The organism is Yersinia alsatica, from assembly GCF_902170305.1.
Classification (GTDB): Bacteria; Pseudomonadota; Gammaproteobacteria; order Enterobacterales; family Enterobacteriaceae; genus Yersinia; species Yersinia alsatica.
In genome coordinates this window covers 588586-603007 of the sequence record NZ_CABHWW010000026.1, presented here as the reverse complement: position 1 = coordinate 603007, position 14422 = coordinate 588586, and the positions used below count along the sequence as shown (strand labels likewise).

Genomic DNA, 14422 nt, shown 5'->3' with positions numbered 1-14422 from the left:
TCACCAGCCCTAATAACATTAACGATTCCCAACCTGACGATAGCGGGTATGATGCCGCTCGTAATAGGCCACCAGACGGGTCAGTGGCCACGCCATCGCAAAATAGCACAGCAGCACGATGCTCCAGATTAGCGTCTGATCGCCCAGCGTCGTAATCAGTGAGGCTCCGGCGAACGTCAGGTCACTCAGTGTAATTAAGGAAACCAGCGAGGTAGATTTCAGCAGTTCCACCAGCAGGTTACCCAACGGCGGCAGCATAAAAGGCAGTGCCTGCGGCAGAATAATGCGGCGAAATGCCGTCAGTGGCGGGAAGTCTAGCGCCTGCAAAGCATCGCGCTGCCCCTGACTGACATTGACGATGGCACTGCGCACAATTTCGGCACCAAAAGATGAAAAATTAAGCCCGAGACCAATCACCGCCGTGGTCATCGGGCTAATACTGATGCCAAACAGGGGCAAAATAAAAAACAGATAAAACAGTTGTACCAGTGCCGAAGTACCACGTAAAAACTCAATGCAAGCTCCGCTAATCACCCTCACCGGTCGCAAGGGTGACAAGCGCAATAGAGCAAAAACAAACGACAACACTAAAGCCAATGCAGCCGATAGTAAGGTTATTTGCACGGTGACCCATGCGCCATGGGCCAGCTCACCGGCAACAAACGGCAGATTACTCAATTCCATAATGTTAACTCAATGTGCAGATAGCCTATTGCTGTCGCCCGGAAGGTGTCGGGGCCAGACTTATCAACCATTCGCCCTGATTGACGATGTTATGATTCACTAGCATCAATATCAGGCCAGAAAAAGGCGCTATCACATCGGCTACCCATTCACCGTACAAATTCTTAATCACGCCAAGACGTTGTCCCCGGCTCACCTGCTCTCCGGCGACAATCTCCAGATACCAGCGGCCACTAAAAGGCGCTTCAACTTTGACAAAGTTATCGACCACAATATTGCGCCGCGTCCGCGTCACACCAGAGTCCGCTGTTAACCCCAACTGACGGGCAATATTAGCGACCCCATTAAAATGGAATTGCGTATTTTCCTCATCAAGAATGCCATTCGCCCCACCCTCTGACATCACGGCATGACGGCCCAGCCATGGCAGTTCATTGGTTGCCCGTCCCCGATTATTGGTTTGATCAACCGCAAACTCCACAATGGCATCAGCATCAAATTGATGAGCCAATAAGCTGGTAATATTGTCGAACTCTTCATCACCCACCCGCTGGCACATAACAAATTTGGCGACATCTTCGCGCAAATCACCGCCATGCAGATCAATAAACACCGCCGCCTCTTGCGCCCAGCTATTAAGTACTGCATCAATCAATACTTCGCTGAAACTCCCTTGCGGGGAGCCGGGGGAAAGGAAGTTAATGTTTTTATTGTCTTCCGGACAGACGAATTCAGAATGCAAATATAAGCCGGGCATATTAAGCACCGGCAGAATGCTGACCGAGCCGCTCACCAGATGCTCAGCAAAATAATCTTTTAAGCGCAGAGCCGCTTCCATGGCTGAAACTTCATTCGGATGCATACCGGCAATAATGGCAAGTGCTGGCCCCGCTTGAGGAGCCTTAAGATCAAAATAGGGTAACTCAAGCCCGGCCAGAGTTGGGTGGGTGAAAGATAACACTCCCCAACTCAGTTGCCCGCTCTGCCCTATGGCGTGTTTTGAATATGATGAACTGACTGAATTTTTTGACATAAATAACCTATCAATCGCAGCAAAACTATTTCCGAAAACTATGCCTGTGGCTCGCATATCTGGCTGGCCTTAACCTCTACTGGCGGCAGCTCATTCTCGGTATAACCATATTTTTGCAGGATTTTCAGTAACTCACCGGAGGCGCGTAATTTTGCTAACTCAGCATTAAATGCTTGGGTAAATGCCGGATCATTGTGCGGTAAGCCAAAAGCATGGAAGTTGTAGCTAGGGTTGCCGTGTGCATCAGCAATTTGCTGGAAAGGCAGAGCACGCTCGACTGCCGGGTCATTTGATTTTTTCAATAAACTGATGATTTCAGCGTCAGGAAAATAAACCGCATCAACGCGATTAGCTTTCAGCGCAGCCAATGCTTCAGTGTCTTTATCAAACAGCACCACATTGCCTGCTGCAATTCCGCTATCTTTGGCTTCGGTTATCTGATTAGTGCCATTCTGGGTGCCAAGGCGAGCTTTATTATTGGCGGCAACATCTTTCAGACTGTGCAAATTCAGTGGATTGCCTTTCTTAACAATAAAAGCACCGCCGGAACGGGTGACTGGATTAGAGAAACCGATCACTTTGCAGCGCGCTGGATTAATAAACAGCCCCGCACCAATGACATCAAAACGCTTGGCCGCCAAACCGGGGACTAAGGCACCAAAATCAACTATCGGGGTTTCTATCCGAGTTATTCCTAATGGCTTCAACACCGCGCGTAAAACTTCTACATTAGCCCCGGTCACTTTACCGTCGGTGCCGATATAGCCATAAGGCTGTTCATTGGCAATACCTGCAATCAATACCTCATTATTCTTGGCTTTATCCAATAAACTTGCGGCAGCCGCATTAAATGACAGGGCCGCATTTAACAATAACGATGCACTCAATATCCCGCTCAGGGATAAAGTTTTTGTCAGTTTCATTTGTCTTTACCTGGTAATTAATAAATTAGAATTTTCAATCAGAAGATTATCTGTCTTATTAGTGATATTTTTTAAATGCTATTTTTCTATAACTAACTTTTTAATAATGAATAAATTCAATGCCATATAGTCCACCAATGGCGTTTATTGTTTCCAATAGATGCGCGCCGTCAGCATGCGATAATGCTGTGTCAACCTCTGCGATAGGGGCTGATTTCCACAGAGGAAGTCCGGTAAACCATGCCGTAATCTTAGCCATTCTCGCCTCTACTTATTTATCCAATGCTGAACTGATGAATAAAGAGTAAACGCTGAACTGCGCAATAAATGAAATAAGCATTATTGCTTTTCATATGCGAAATTTAGCTATCTCGACCCAGTCTTGAGATAGAGACAAAAAATTTAGTATTTTTAGGATGCCAGTGGTGACTCAAGGCGCTATCTTGAAAGCACCCAAATAGACACCCAAAATCATTGGTGTTGCAGGCAGTAAATACGCCTGCGGCGGCGAGGATGAAAGGTGAAACCTTAGAGGAATAACTCATGTTCGTCGTCACCCTAACTTATCATCAGCCTATCGACGTTGTTGAACCCCTCACTGAGAGCCATAAAGAGTGGCTGAAAAAGTATTATGAGCAAGGTGCTTTTATTGCGTCAGGCCGTAAAGTGCCGCGCACCGGTGGCATTATTTTGGCAAAAAGTATTGCGCGTGAGGAGCTGGATAAAATATTGGCAGAAGATCCGTTTAATGCAGTGGCTCATTATGATGTGATCGAGTTTATTCCCTCCATGGCGATTGAGTCAGTTGCCGCATTAAAAACGCTGTAATGCCGTACTGACCAGCAATAATAACGGCCATGGTTGATACCATGGCCCGCCGTTGTACGGTAAATTATACTTCGGCAGATTGGGTGCCCGCAGAAGATGATGCTAGCCGCTGCTGTCGTTGCTCCATAATGCGATGCAGATTTTCCTCCAGCCACAGCGCCAACCCTTCGACCTGCTCTTGCACTTCTTTCCCCAGTGGCGTCAGCTTATATTCCACGTGAGGCGGAACTACCGGGTAAGCAATTCGATCAATAAAACCATCTTCTTCAAGGTGTTGTAGCGTCTGAGCCAGCATTTTTTCACTGACCCCACCAATCTTGCGCCTTAAAGCACTAAAGCGCAGGGTTTCATTGCTCAAAGCAATCAGCACCAACACCCCCCAACGGCTGGTGACACGCTTAAGTACCTCTCTTGAAGGACAATCGACATTAAGCAGTTCACCGCGCCGGACCTGTTCAGGAAACGAGATATTGCCCGTCAAATTTTGCGACTTCATTATTTTCATACTAACCTTTTGGTACGTACTTACTTAAAGTTAGTATATTGCATATGATGATCTTAAGGGCAGCTTTTTTGACGAATAATCGGATGTTAATTCTTAAAAACAGCGCGCCACCTTTCCCATAATATAAAGTTTGGAGCCTTACTATGATCGCAGTAACCGGAGCCACAGGCCAACTGGGCCGTCTTGTTATCAATGCATTGCTTAAAAAAGTCCCTGCCAGTGAAATCATTGCCGCCGTGCGTCATCCTGAGAAAGCCAGTGATTTGGCCGCATTAGGGCTTCAGGTACGTAAAGCCGATTATAGCCAACCCGCCACATTAGATGCCGCCTTCCAAGGGGTGGACAAATTGCTGTTAATCTCATCAAGTGAAGTGGGACAGCGGGTCGCCCAACATACCGCGGTGATCAATGCCGCCAAGCATGCTGGGGTCAAACTGCTGGCCTATACCAGCTTATTGCATGCCGATAAAAGTATTCTGGGATTAGGCGAAGAGCATCGCGCCACCGAAGCATTGCTACGTGAATCTGGCTTGCCGGTGGTGTTGCTGCGTAATGGCTGGTACACCGAGAACTATGCCGCCAGTATCGCCCCGGCGCTGGCTCATGGTGCCTTTATTGGTGCGGTGGGGAATGGGCGTATCGCCTCTGCCGCGCGTGAAGATTATGCCCAAGCCGCCGCCGCAGTGCTGACCCAAGAAGGTCAGGCTGGCAAGGTGTATGAATTAGCGGGTGATGATAGCTACACACTGGCTGAGTTCTCGGCTGAAATTGCCCGTCAATCAGGTAAGCCGGTGGTATACCAAGATTTATCGGAGGCGAACTTCAAACAAGCACTGATCAGCGCCGGTTTACCCGAAGGTTTCGCTAGCATGCTGGCAGATTCTGATGCGGGTGCGGCTCAAGGTGGGCTATTTGATGACAGCCATACATTGAGCAAACTTATTGGTCGCCCAACCACACCTTATGCCAAGGTGATTGCCGCGACTCTTGCGGCACTTTAACACTCGGGTTGCACTCTAAATATTGTCTCTATCCTGATGACCGGTAACCCTCGGCTACCGGTCACTCTTAGTTGTGATCTTAACGTTTTGCCGCATCCAGTGCTTGAGCAAGGTCATTGAGAATGTCGTCGATATGCTCAATACCAATTGATAACCGCACCATATCCCGTGGCACGCCCGCCTTGACCAGTTCTTCATCATTAAGCTGGCGGTGTGTGGTGGACGCCGGATGGCAAGCCAGTGATTTGGCATCACCAATATTCACCAGCCGCACTACTAAATTCAGCGCGTCAATAAAACGCCCCCCCGCTTCCTGACCACCATGAATACCAAATGACAGTATCGCCGCAGGTTTGCCGCCAAAATAGCGCTGAGCCAATTCATGTTCTGGATGATCTGGTAGACCGGCATATTTAACCCAACTGACTTGCGGATGATTTTTTAAGTAATGGGCAACTTTCAGCGCGTTTTCAGTATGGCGCTCCATGCGCAACGCCAAGGTCTCCAGCCCCTGTAAAATCAAAAATGCATTAAACGGCGATAGCGCCGCGCCAGTATTACGCAGTGGCACAACCCGGCAGCGACCAATATAAGCGGCGGCACCGAATTGCTCGGTATAAGTCACGCCATGGTATGACGGATCTGGAGTATTGAGCTGTGCAAAGCGCTCAGGATATTGTGCCCAAGGGAATTTTCCGGAATCCACCACGATACCGCCAATGCTCGACCCATGGCCGCCGATGTATTTAGTCAATGAATGAACCACAATATCGGCACCATGCTCAAATGGCCGACAAAGAATCGGCGTCGCGACGGTATTATCGACAATCAGCGGTACGCCGTGGCGATGAGCAGCATCAGCCAATTTCTTCAAATCAACAATATTGCCCGCTGGGTTACCGATAGACTCGCAAAAAACCGCCTTGGTCCGGTCATCAATTAACGTTTCCAATGCTTCAATGTCATCATGGTCGGCAAAACGGGTCTCTACGCCATAACGCGGTAAGGTGTGGGCCAGTAAGTTGTAAGTCCCACCGTATAACTTGGCTACCGAGACAATGTTATCCCCAGCTTCAGCAATGGTTTGGATAGCATAGGTAATGGCCGCCATTCCTGATGCCACTGCCAGCGCCGCAACCCCACCCTCCAGTGCCGCAACGCGTTGTTCTAAAACATCATTGGTTGGGTTCATGATGCGGGAGTAAATATTGCCCGCCACTTTTAAATCAAATAAATCAGCCCCATGCTGGGTATCATCAAAAGCAAAAGAAGAAGTTTGATAAATAGGCACCGCAACAGCTTTGGTGGTTGGATCTGGCGAATAACCTGCATGAATAGATAATGTTTCTAATTTCATTCTTTATCCTTTGTATAGATGACAATACCGAGAGTTATGGCGTGATAAACCCTGCTGCGGCCCCCTGATTAGCCAGAGAATTGACTGGTAACAGAGGTATTAGACCCAGTTTCAATAGTGCGATTAACAATAGTGGAATTAATGAACGACACCTACCGCCCAAAAGCAATTATTTAGCTATTAATTATAATTAAATGTTATCGACATCCTGCTCAGACGAAAGAGTGAGTCACTCAGACTGTGATCCCATGCGCGATCAAAGGCGATGGTGAATCTTCTGCCCCACGAACCTCATCATTGATAGCGCAATTAGATGGCACCGGCTGGTGTCACGGTGTAGCCTCTGGTGAATGAAAAACGTCAAAACTCACATCGAAGCTCGGTTTAACGGGGGCATAGAAAAGGAATATTATGAGTGAATTTACCGGTTTTACTCAGGATGGTCTGACATTCTTACAACAAATTAGTCAGAACAATAACAAGGAGTGGTTCGAAGAGCACCGCGCTATTTATGATAGTCACCTGCTGCAACCGATGCGAAAACTGGTGACTGACTTAAGCTCTGATATGCTGATGATTGATGAATTGTTTGAGACGCGTCCGGCGATCGGCAAGACCATCTCCCGCATGAACCGGGATACTCGTTTTTCTCATGACAAATCTCTTTATCGCAATAACTTGTGGCTGACATTCAAACGCTCGCGTAAAAACTGGACTGATGCGCCAACCTACTTTTTTGAGTTTGGCCCAGATTGGTGGCGCTATGGGCTGGGTTATTACAGTGCCTCGCGAATCACCATGGATCTTTTCCGGCAACAACTGCTCCGCGCCCCGGCTGACTTCCTCAAGATAGCTGAATGTATTCATCCAAACTTCTCTATTGAAGGTGAAAGTTATAAACGGCCACTGATTAAAGACCAGCAGCCAGAGTTGGCGGCCTGGTACAACAAGAAATCCTGGGCACTCATTAGCCAGCATAGAGATATGGATGCATTATTTTCTGCGCAATTAGTTGATATATTGAGCAAAGATTTCAAACGAATTGCACCTATCTATAACTTTCTGATGAAAATCGAGGGAATGAAGAAAAGCCACAATACTTTCGACTTCCAGTAAATTTTTATTCGCTACTTTCTTAATGTTTTAAATTCTCTATCCCTGCAACCGCAGGGATCTCTTTATTCTTAATTAATATTGTTTAGATTAATTTCTGCCAGGGTTGTAACAAATAATTATTATAAAAATCATAATTAACAATCGTAGCGAACCAAACCCTCAATGAACATCATGTTATGTAACTTTTAAGTAAAACTTACCCATGTTTTATCAAAGTTGTAGATAAACAGTTCAGCAAATGAACATCCATTTATAACCCTCATCAGTTTATCATTAAGCCCCTGGGGGGATATGATATAATTTATTGTTTTTAAACGATTTAAATTGATTCCATATTATTTAAAACACTAGCACACAGTTAAATATAAATAATAAATTCAACCTATCTAATCATTAAATAATTAAGAAAAATGCTCTAAATAAGTGCAACGAGACTAATATTTAGCACTTTTATGGGGAATTAATAATTTAATAAATAAAAGTATAAAGTTTTATCTAAGGATGCCGATTACCGTCAGTAATTATTGTATCTACCTGTGCTCAGGGAACTCCCCCATTTACTGAGGTTATTATGCGAGTCAACAAGCCTGTCAGTCGGCAGGAGTATCCCATTGGAAGCGATACCACCCTGCAATCAACTACCGATACTCACGGAAATATCGCCTATGCCAATGCCGCCTTTGTGCGCGCCAGTGGTTTTGAATATCAGGACTTGCTGGGGCAACCTCATAATGTGGTGCGACACCCAGAGATGCCACCCGCCGCGTTTGCCGATATGTGGCAAACCTTAAATGACGGGCTTTCTTGGTCATCATTGGTAAAAAACCGCCGCAAAAATGGCGACTATTACTGGGTGCGCGCCAATGCCACCCCACTGCGCCACAATGGCCGATTGACGGGGTATATCTCGGTGCGAATTGCACCAACCCGCGAAGAGGTTAAACAAGCCGAGGCACTGTATGCTGATTTTAACTCTGGCAAGGCAAAACAGCGCCGTATTGCGCTCTATCGCGGCTTGATTGTCCGCACCGGTTGGCTTTCTTTATTCTCGCTATTTCAAACGCTACCACTGCGTTGGCGTTTGCGCGGTGCACTCTTGACCGCTGCCTTGCTGCCCACTGTCGCCGCAGGCGTAATGGGGATGACGGCCTTGCCGCTGTTGATTATGGGAGGGGTTACCCTTGCCAGCAGCATAATCACCTCATTTTGGCTGGAACGTCAGGTCGCCCGCCCGATCGCGGCTATTTTACAACAGGCGCAAGATGTCTCTTCCGGGCAAGCCGGTGATTATGTTCAGCTAAACCGTGTTGATGAAATTGGCTATTTAATGCGTAGCGTCAATCAGTTAGGTTTGAATCTTCGCTCTTTAACCGATGATGTCAGTGGTCAGGTTGATGGCATTAATACCGCCAGCAGTGAGATTGCCGCTGGAAATCGTGAGTTAAAAGTTCGGACGGAACAGGCTACCGCGAACTTACAGCACATTGTCAGTGCGACTGAACAGCTGGTCGCCACCGTACAAAACAGCGCCAATACCGCGAACGAGACAACCTCACTGGCAGAGATGAGCAGTCATGCGGCTGAGGAAGGCAGCGAGTTAATGCATCAGGTTATTGAAACCATGGGGACGATTAATGACTCCAGCCATCGTATCGTCGATATTATCAGTGTGATTGAAGGTATTGCCTTCCAGACCAATATTTTGGCGCTCAACGCGGCGGTTGAAGCTGCCAGAGCCGGTGAACAAGGCCGAGGTTTTGCCGTTGTTGCTAGTGAAGTACGCCATTTGGCGCAGCGCTCCTCCACTGCGGCGAAAGAGATTAAACACTTGATCGAAACCAGCGTAGAGCGGGTGCGCGACGGCAGCACGCTGGTGCAAAATGCCGGGGCGACCATGGATAATATCGTCAAGCAGGCGGGTCAGGTTTCTACCCTGATCAGTGAAATTAGCACCTCAACCCATGAACAGACCCAAGCTCTGGGTCAAATTAGCCAATCAATTAGTCAGTTAGATCAAATGACCCATCAGAATGCCGCCATGGTGGAGCAATATGCTGGTGCTGCGGAAGAATTGGCTCACCGCACCCTACGCCTGACTGCCGCGGTCCGAATTTATCGGCCAGTGAAGTGAAGAAAATAAAGTGGCGTCATTATTAAATGATATCTAAGTGAAATAACCCAATAAACGTAGGAGACAAGCTCACCCCCCCGCATATCTGTTATGGTCACTATGGTAGACTATTCATCTGTCATAGCAATAAACAGAAACCCCGCTATAGTGGGTATGTGGTTATTCAATTATTAAATAAGGAGTTTTATGTCATCAATTAACCCAGCATCTGTTCGCGCTCAGCAAGGTGAAACCGATGCAAACTTACCTGGTGAAGATCATTTGATCGCCCATGAAGCTTTGCTTGTCGCATTAATGGTTGAATGTGCTAATGAGTCGGACAACGATCAATTTCTGTTCAGTGTCCGAGAGACCCTTAATGGAATCTTGAACTCCTCACGTTATCTTGACGCCAGCAAGATAGCCAACGGCCTGCTTGATGAGGCTGATGACAAAGCCAACCGTTAGCCCTCAGCCCTCTCCATTGAGGGCTTTTTACTGATCGCGTCCTAATAATTTTGAGCAGTTGATCAACGCCAACAAGCAAACGATAATCAATCAAAGAAAGCGGCAATATAACCATTGAGGAATGTAATGGCTTCGCTGAAAGAAGTGGCACATCTGGCGTCAGTTTCATTAATGACCGTCTCTCGGGCAATCAATAACCCAGAACAACTGCGCCCGGAAACTTATCAGCGAGTGATGCAGGCCATTGAAGCGCTCAATTATGTCCCTGATTTCTCTGCCCGAAAAATGCGCGGCAATACCACCAAAACCTCGACTCTCGCCGTGCTCGCTTGGGATACCGCTACCACCCCTTTTTCAGTTGAGATATTACTCTCCATTGAGTTAACTGCGCGCGAATTTGGCTGGAATAGCTTTCTGGTTAATCTGACGTCACAAGAAGATAGCGAACGCGCAGTTAATCAACTGCTCGCCCAGCGCCCTGATGGCATTATTTTTACGTCGATGGGGTTACGGCAAGTCACCATCCCCGACCGCCTGCGAGATAAAAATATTGTGCTGGCAAATTGCGTCAGTGAAATCCATTCAATCCCTAGCTATATTCCTGATGATTTTGATGGCCAATATCAAGCGATGAAATTAGTGTTGCGCCGAGGATATCAGCGACCACTGTGTATTTATCTCCCCGAGTGTACTTTGGCAGGTAAGGCGCGGCGGGCCGGTGCGGAAAAAGCGTGGCAAGAATCTGGGTTGCCAATGGCGCAATTACGTCAGTGTCATTTAGCGTGGGGGGATGAACATTATCAGGATGTTATTTCCCTGTTAGACCGCCATTGCCCAGAGAATCAACCTGAGTTTGATGTGCTGATTTGCGGCAATGATCGCATCGCTTTTTTGGCTTATCAGGTGCTGTTGGCTAAAGGTATTGCTATTCCACAACAAGTGGCTGTCGTGGGTTATGACAATATGGTCGGTATTGGCGAGCTGTTCCTACCCCCGCTCACCACAGTTCAACTTCCTCATTATGATATTGGGCGAGAAGCCGCCCTTCACTTAATTGAAGGGCGTGAATCGCGCTTAACCCACCGGTTACCCTGCCCACTGCTGGAGCGGGCTTCAATCTGATTTTCCCGGCGATTTAATAGTGAACACCCGTATTTAAGCGCCAGAATTTACCTGCCAGCAATTGCGCCTGACCATTTTCAGCAAACAGCGATAAACAGCGCTCATGCTGTGCGGGGTAGATACGGCTGCTCATGCAAGCCTGTCCATCATTGATAAATACCTCTAGCGAGGAACTATCAATAAATACACGTAAAGATAGTAATCCTGACGCCGGTAATGACACACTGCGATACCCCGTCAAGCCATGCTGCGGATAGTATCGTTCCAATATCAGCCGATTGGCCTGATTATCCACATAGACAGCAACTCTGCCGCCGTTTCCTTGATTATCCCCCAGTTGAAAACCATATTTTTCGGCATCACTAGTGGCACAATCCCATTTCAGTTGCAGCTCCATACTGTGGCAGTTTTCAGCCAAAAATTGCCGCTGCTGCAACCTTGCCGGGGCGATTAGCTGCTCAGTTTGTCTTAATGCCGCCACCTCGCGCAGCGGTTGCATCAATAGCTGCCCTTGAGGGGCAAGGCTTAGCTCCCGTGGCAAACTTAAGCATCCACACCAATTATCGGCTTTTGTCGGCATCGGGGATTGCCACATATCCAGCCAGCCAATAATTACTCGCCGACCATCAGGAGTGAGCAGAGATTGTGGTGCATAGAAATCATGGCCATGATCGAGCTCAGCAAAAGGTTGAGAGGGCGTAAAATCTGCCCCTGGTTGCCACTTGCCGCGCAGCACCCCACTCTGGAACAGATTACGATGGCGATAACCGGTTGCCACCAAACCCTGCGGCGAAAACATCAAAATCCGTTCATTACCCAATGGGAAGAAATCAGGGCACTCCCACATATACCCCATGCCATCATCTGCCCGGGCTAATACCTGCATAAATTGCCACTGCCGCAATGAACTGGCGCGATATAACAACACCTGTCCGTGATCCTGTGCATCGCGGGCACCGACCACCATCCACCAATAGTCATCCTCGAACCATACTTTGGGATCTCGAAAGTGCATGATGCCCTCAGGGGGCGTCAGCACTACACCTTGCTTAGCAAAATGTATCCCATCTTCACTGGTGGCCAGGCACTGTACCTCGCGAATTGCACTGTCATCACCCTCACCTTTTAACCACACATGCCCGGTGTAGATCAGACTTAAAACACCATTATCATCCACGGCACAGCCGGAAAAACAGCCGTCTTTATCCCATGAATCCCCTGGGGCCAGAGCAATAGGCTGATGCTGCCAACTGAGCATATCCTGACTGGTTGCGTGCCCCCAATGCATCGGGCCCCAATTTTCATCATAAGGATGGTGTTGATAAAATGCATGATAAAGCCCGTGGTAAAAAATCAGCCCATTTGGGTCATTCATCCATCCCGCCGGAGGGGCCAAATGAAAATGTGGATAGAAGCTCGGCTCCACCTGAGAAGCCAAGGTTAGCAGTGCATCATTTGCCCGCTCAATTAATGAATTCATCGTGACTCACTTAGTGGTTAATTGCAGGGAAGGATCATCGGTACGCGATTCGCCGCGCAGCATAAAACAGGAAATGACTGTTAATCCGAGGACAACCCCCCCCATGATCATGTAGGTATCAGCGAATCCTATCTGGTCATAGCCTTTACCCGCCAACGGCGAAAATACGCTGGCACAGACTTGGGTAATAAACTGGAATCCCACCAAATACAGTGTGGCTGACAGACGCGGGTCAAAATTGGCGGCGATATACTTAAACATCGCAATGAGCAAAATAGGCAACTCCACCGCATGTAACAATTTCATCAATGAGATTGTGACTGCATCTTGTGCCAGCCCGGAACCAAATATACGCATCGCCATAATTAATCCGCTCAGCAGCAAGCCATTTTTCGCGCCAATGCGGTTAACCAGCAAAGGTGCGAGGAACATGCCACCAGCCTCTAGGAATACTTGCAAAGAATTAAGAAACCCGTACATCTCATTACCGTGACGCGGGTCTGCAAATAGTGAAGAGAAATAGACCGGGAATTGCTGGTCATAGACGTTATAAACACTTACACCGGTGACAAACACCACCAGCGCCCAAAAGCGCGGCATGTGAAAGAGTGACAATGTATCGCTCAACGTCAGAGCACTGCTCTTACCGTATTCCAACTGCCCCATAGCTGCCGTTTTAACTTCATGTAAGTGCCATAGCAGCAGTAGGAATATCGCGGCTGATGCTGAAGCCATCCAGAAATTAATATTGGGATTAATATTAAACAGCATGCCAGCAAAGAAGGTGGCCCCCGCCCACCCGAGAGAGCCCCACATCCGGGCTTTGCCAAACTCAAACCCACTAATGCGACTCACTCGTTCGGTATAAGACTCCAGCGCCCCTATACCGGCAAAGAACGTCATCCCCATATATAAGCCGCCCACCACTGCACCAGCCAGCATATTGACGCGCAATAAAGGGGCATAAACATAAATAAAAAAAGGGCCACTGATTAGCAGCAAAATACCAATAGCCCATAAAAGATGTTTTTTTAGCCCTAATTTATCTTGTATCACGCCATATAGCGGCTGAGCGCAAAGTGCAGTTAAGGCAATGGCGGAAAAAGTGGCTCCGGTTTCGGTACCTTTTAATCCTACATATTGATTGAGCCATATGGAGAATAAAGAGAATGCCGATGACCAGGTAAAGAAAAACGTAAACAATAAGCCACTCAAAATCAGATATTGATTACGAACAGAATGTTTCATGGCTGTGTCCTGTTGGAGATTTACACCCATTGTTAACGTTAACTTTTTACTTTGAGAAGATCAGTCGAGCGAGGATTGTGATGTTAATCACCAATGTTAACGTTAACATTTGGTTTATGTGATAAGCGTCACTAGGGACATCAAGATCATTAAGAGGCTAACAAATAACGAGTTGCATAGAGTTAAGCTGCCATCGCGGCAAAAAGTGCATATTTGCTGACTCTAGCCATGAAATTTTCATGGTTTTACGTTATCGTCATTGTACATTGCGTATTAGATGCCATAAGCCAACCGACTCAAGGCTGGCCTAAATATTACAAGGAGGAAAAGTGTTACTGGATAAAATCCTACTGGTTGCCATTATGGTTTTATTGTCACTTTTTGTCTGGATGTTCTGCTCGCCGTATCATATGTATTCAACCGCTTATGAGTTTCTCGAGTTGTTTGGCTTTAAAGAGGGTTATAACAATTTAGGGTTTGGTTTGCCGCCGGAAGCAGCAAACTAGGTGGATAAAAAAACAGGTGCCACCTTGGGCACCTGTTGATT

15 protein-coding genes are annotated in these 14422 nt (G+C 47.3%); 7 read left to right on the top strand and 8 right to left on the bottom strand.

The genetic code is table 11. The features are described from left to right. Window positions 1-18 precede the first annotated feature (18 nt). The 4 genes from ehuC to FTA96_RS23300 form a co-directional block, all read right to left on the bottom strand. Window positions 19-684 (bottom strand): ectoine/hydroxyectoine ABC transporter permease subunit EhuC, encoded by a 666-nt coding sequence (ehuC, locus tag FTA96_RS16780; protein WP_050109102.1) that lies wholly within the window; start codon window positions 682-684, stop codon window positions 19-21. A gap of 25 nt (window positions 685-709) precedes the next feature. Further along, the gene (locus FTA96_RS16775) at window positions 710-1717 is read right to left on the bottom strand and encodes a succinylglutamate desuccinylase/aspartoacylase family protein (protein ID WP_145507257.1); all 1008 of its coding nucleotides are present in this window, start codon (window positions 1715-1717) and stop codon (window positions 710-712) included. Between the two features lie 38 nt (window positions 1718-1755). Beyond that, window positions 1756-2640 (bottom strand): ectoine/hydroxyectoine ABC transporter substrate-binding protein EhuB, encoded by an 885-nt coding sequence (gene ehuB, locus FTA96_RS16770; RefSeq protein ID WP_050109101.1) that lies wholly within the window; start codon window positions 2638-2640, stop codon window positions 1756-1758. A gap of 100 nt (window positions 2641-2740) precedes the next feature. Further along, on the bottom strand, window positions 2741-2899 hold the full coding sequence (locus tag FTA96_RS23300) for a hypothetical protein (RefSeq protein WP_186372884.1): 159 nt from the start codon (window positions 2897-2899) through the stop codon (window positions 2741-2743). 284 nt (window positions 2900-3183) lie between these two features. On the opposite strand from FTA96_RS23300, the gene FTA96_RS16765 reads away from it, so the two are divergent. Beyond that, the gene (locus tag FTA96_RS16765; RefSeq protein ID WP_050109100.1) at window positions 3184-3468 is read left to right on the top strand and encodes a YciI family protein; all 285 of its coding nucleotides are present in this window, start codon (window positions 3184-3186) and stop codon (window positions 3466-3468) included. 64 nt (window positions 3469-3532) lie between these two features. Here FTA96_RS16765 and FTA96_RS16760 read toward each other — a convergent pair whose 3' ends face one another. Next, window positions 3533-3973: a winged helix-turn-helix transcriptional regulator gene (locus FTA96_RS16760; RefSeq protein ID WP_050135436.1), complete on the bottom strand. Its 441-nt coding sequence runs from the start codon at window positions 3971-3973 to the stop codon at window positions 3533-3535. Window positions 3974-4116: 143 nt separating this feature from the next. Here FTA96_RS16760 and FTA96_RS16755 point away from each other — a divergent pair, with 143 nt between their 5' ends. Then, window positions 4117-4974, top strand: a complete 858-nt coding sequence (locus tag FTA96_RS16755; protein ID WP_145574346.1) for an SDR family oxidoreductase — start codon at window positions 4117-4119, stop codon at window positions 4972-4974. Window positions 4975-5053: 79 nt separating this feature from the next. On the opposite strand, the gene FTA96_RS16750 is transcribed toward FTA96_RS16755, so the two are convergent. After that, on the bottom strand, window positions 5054-6331 hold the full coding sequence (locus FTA96_RS16750) for a bifunctional O-acetylhomoserine aminocarboxypropyltransferase/cysteine synthase (protein WP_134957664.1): 1278 nt from the start codon (window positions 6329-6331) through the stop codon (window positions 5054-5056). Between the two features lie 408 nt (window positions 6332-6739). Between FTA96_RS16750 and FTA96_RS16745 the strand changes: the two genes are divergently transcribed. The 4 genes from FTA96_RS16745 (at window position 6740) to FTA96_RS16730 (ending at window position 11147) form a co-directional block, all read left to right on the top strand. Then, entirely contained in the window at window positions 6740-7447 is a 708-nt protein-coding gene (locus tag FTA96_RS16745; RefSeq protein WP_050109096.1) for a DUF2461 domain-containing protein, read from the top strand. Between the two features lie 571 nt (window positions 7448-8018). Then, window positions 8019-9578, top strand: coding sequence for a methyl-accepting chemotaxis protein (locus tag FTA96_RS16740; RefSeq protein ID WP_050146163.1), 1560 nt, complete (start codon window positions 8019-8021; stop codon window positions 9576-9578). A 186-nt stretch (window positions 9579-9764) separates the two neighbouring features. Continuing rightward, window positions 9765-10025: a hypothetical protein gene (locus FTA96_RS16735; protein ID WP_050109094.1), complete on the top strand. Its 261-nt coding sequence runs from the start codon at window positions 9765-9767 to the stop codon at window positions 10023-10025. Window positions 10026-10151: 126 nt separating this feature from the next. Then, window positions 10152-11147, top strand: a complete 996-nt coding sequence (locus FTA96_RS16730) for a LacI family DNA-binding transcriptional regulator (protein ID WP_050109093.1) — start codon at window positions 10152-10154, stop codon at window positions 11145-11147. Window positions 11148-11160: 13 nt separating this feature from the next. Here FTA96_RS16730 and FTA96_RS16725 read toward each other — a convergent pair whose 3' ends face one another. Together FTA96_RS16725 and FTA96_RS16720 are read right to left on the bottom strand one after the other, a co-directional pair. Then, window positions 11161-12627, bottom strand: a complete 1467-nt coding sequence (locus FTA96_RS16725) for a glycoside hydrolase family 32 protein (protein WP_145574345.1) — start codon at window positions 12625-12627, stop codon at window positions 11161-11163. A gap of 6 nt (window positions 12628-12633) precedes the next feature. Continuing rightward, complete coding sequence (locus tag FTA96_RS16720) at window positions 12634-13875, bottom strand: MFS transporter (protein WP_145574343.1); 1242 nt, start codon at window positions 13873-13875, stop codon at window positions 12634-12636. Between the two features lie 329 nt (window positions 13876-14204). On the opposite strand from FTA96_RS16720, the gene FTA96_RS23295 reads away from it, so the two are divergent. Further along, window positions 14205-14381 (top strand): hypothetical protein, encoded by a 177-nt coding sequence (locus FTA96_RS23295; protein ID WP_172665475.1) that lies wholly within the window; start codon window positions 14205-14207, stop codon window positions 14379-14381. Window positions 14382-14422: the final 41 nt, after the last annotated feature.

Excerpts from the sequence above, each read along its gene's own strand:
- FTA96_RS16760 (WP_050135436.1), bottom strand. The coding sequence starts at position 3,973 with ATGAAAATAATGAAGTCGCAAAATTTGACGGGCAATATCTCGTTTCCT.
- FTA96_RS16720 (WP_145574343.1), bottom strand. The coding sequence starts at position 13,875 with ATGAAACATTCTGTTCGTAATCAATATCTGATTTTGAGTGGCTTATTG.
- FTA96_RS16725 (WP_145574345.1), bottom strand. The coding sequence starts at position 12,627 with ATGAATTCATTAATTGAGCGGGCAAATGATGCACTGCTAACCTTGGCT.
- FTA96_RS23300 (WP_186372884.1), bottom strand. The coding sequence starts at position 2,899 with ATGGCTAAGATTACGGCATGGTTTACCGGACTTCCTCTGTGGAAATCA.
- ehuC (WP_050109102.1), bottom strand. The coding sequence starts at position 684 with ATGGAATTGAGTAATCTGCCGTTTGTTGCCGGTGAGCTGGCCCATGGC.
- FTA96_RS16755 (WP_145574346.1), top strand. The coding sequence starts at position 4,117 with ATGATCGCAGTAACCGGAGCCACAGGCCAACTGGGCCGTCTTGTTATC.
- FTA96_RS16740 (WP_050146163.1), top strand. The coding sequence starts at position 8,019 with ATGCGAGTCAACAAGCCTGTCAGTCGGCAGGAGTATCCCATTGGAAGC.
- FTA96_RS16730 (WP_050109093.1), top strand. The coding sequence starts at position 10,152 with ATGGCTTCGCTGAAAGAAGTGGCACATCTGGCGTCAGTTTCATTAATG.
- FTA96_RS16735 (WP_050109094.1), top strand. The coding sequence starts at position 9,765 with ATGTCATCAATTAACCCAGCATCTGTTCGCGCTCAGCAAGGTGAAACC.
- FTA96_RS16750 (WP_134957664.1), bottom strand. The coding sequence starts at position 6,331 with ATGAAATTAGAAACATTATCTATTCATGCAGGTTATTCGCCAGATCCA.
- FTA96_RS16775 (WP_145507257.1), bottom strand. The coding sequence starts at position 1,717 with ATGTCAAAAAATTCAGTCAGTTCATCATATTCAAAACACGCCATAGGG.
- ehuB (WP_050109101.1), bottom strand. The coding sequence starts at position 2,640 with ATGAAACTGACAAAAACTTTATCCCTGAGCGGGATATTGAGTGCATCG.
- FTA96_RS16765 (WP_050109100.1), top strand. The coding sequence starts at position 3,184 with ATGTTCGTCGTCACCCTAACTTATCATCAGCCTATCGACGTTGTTGAA.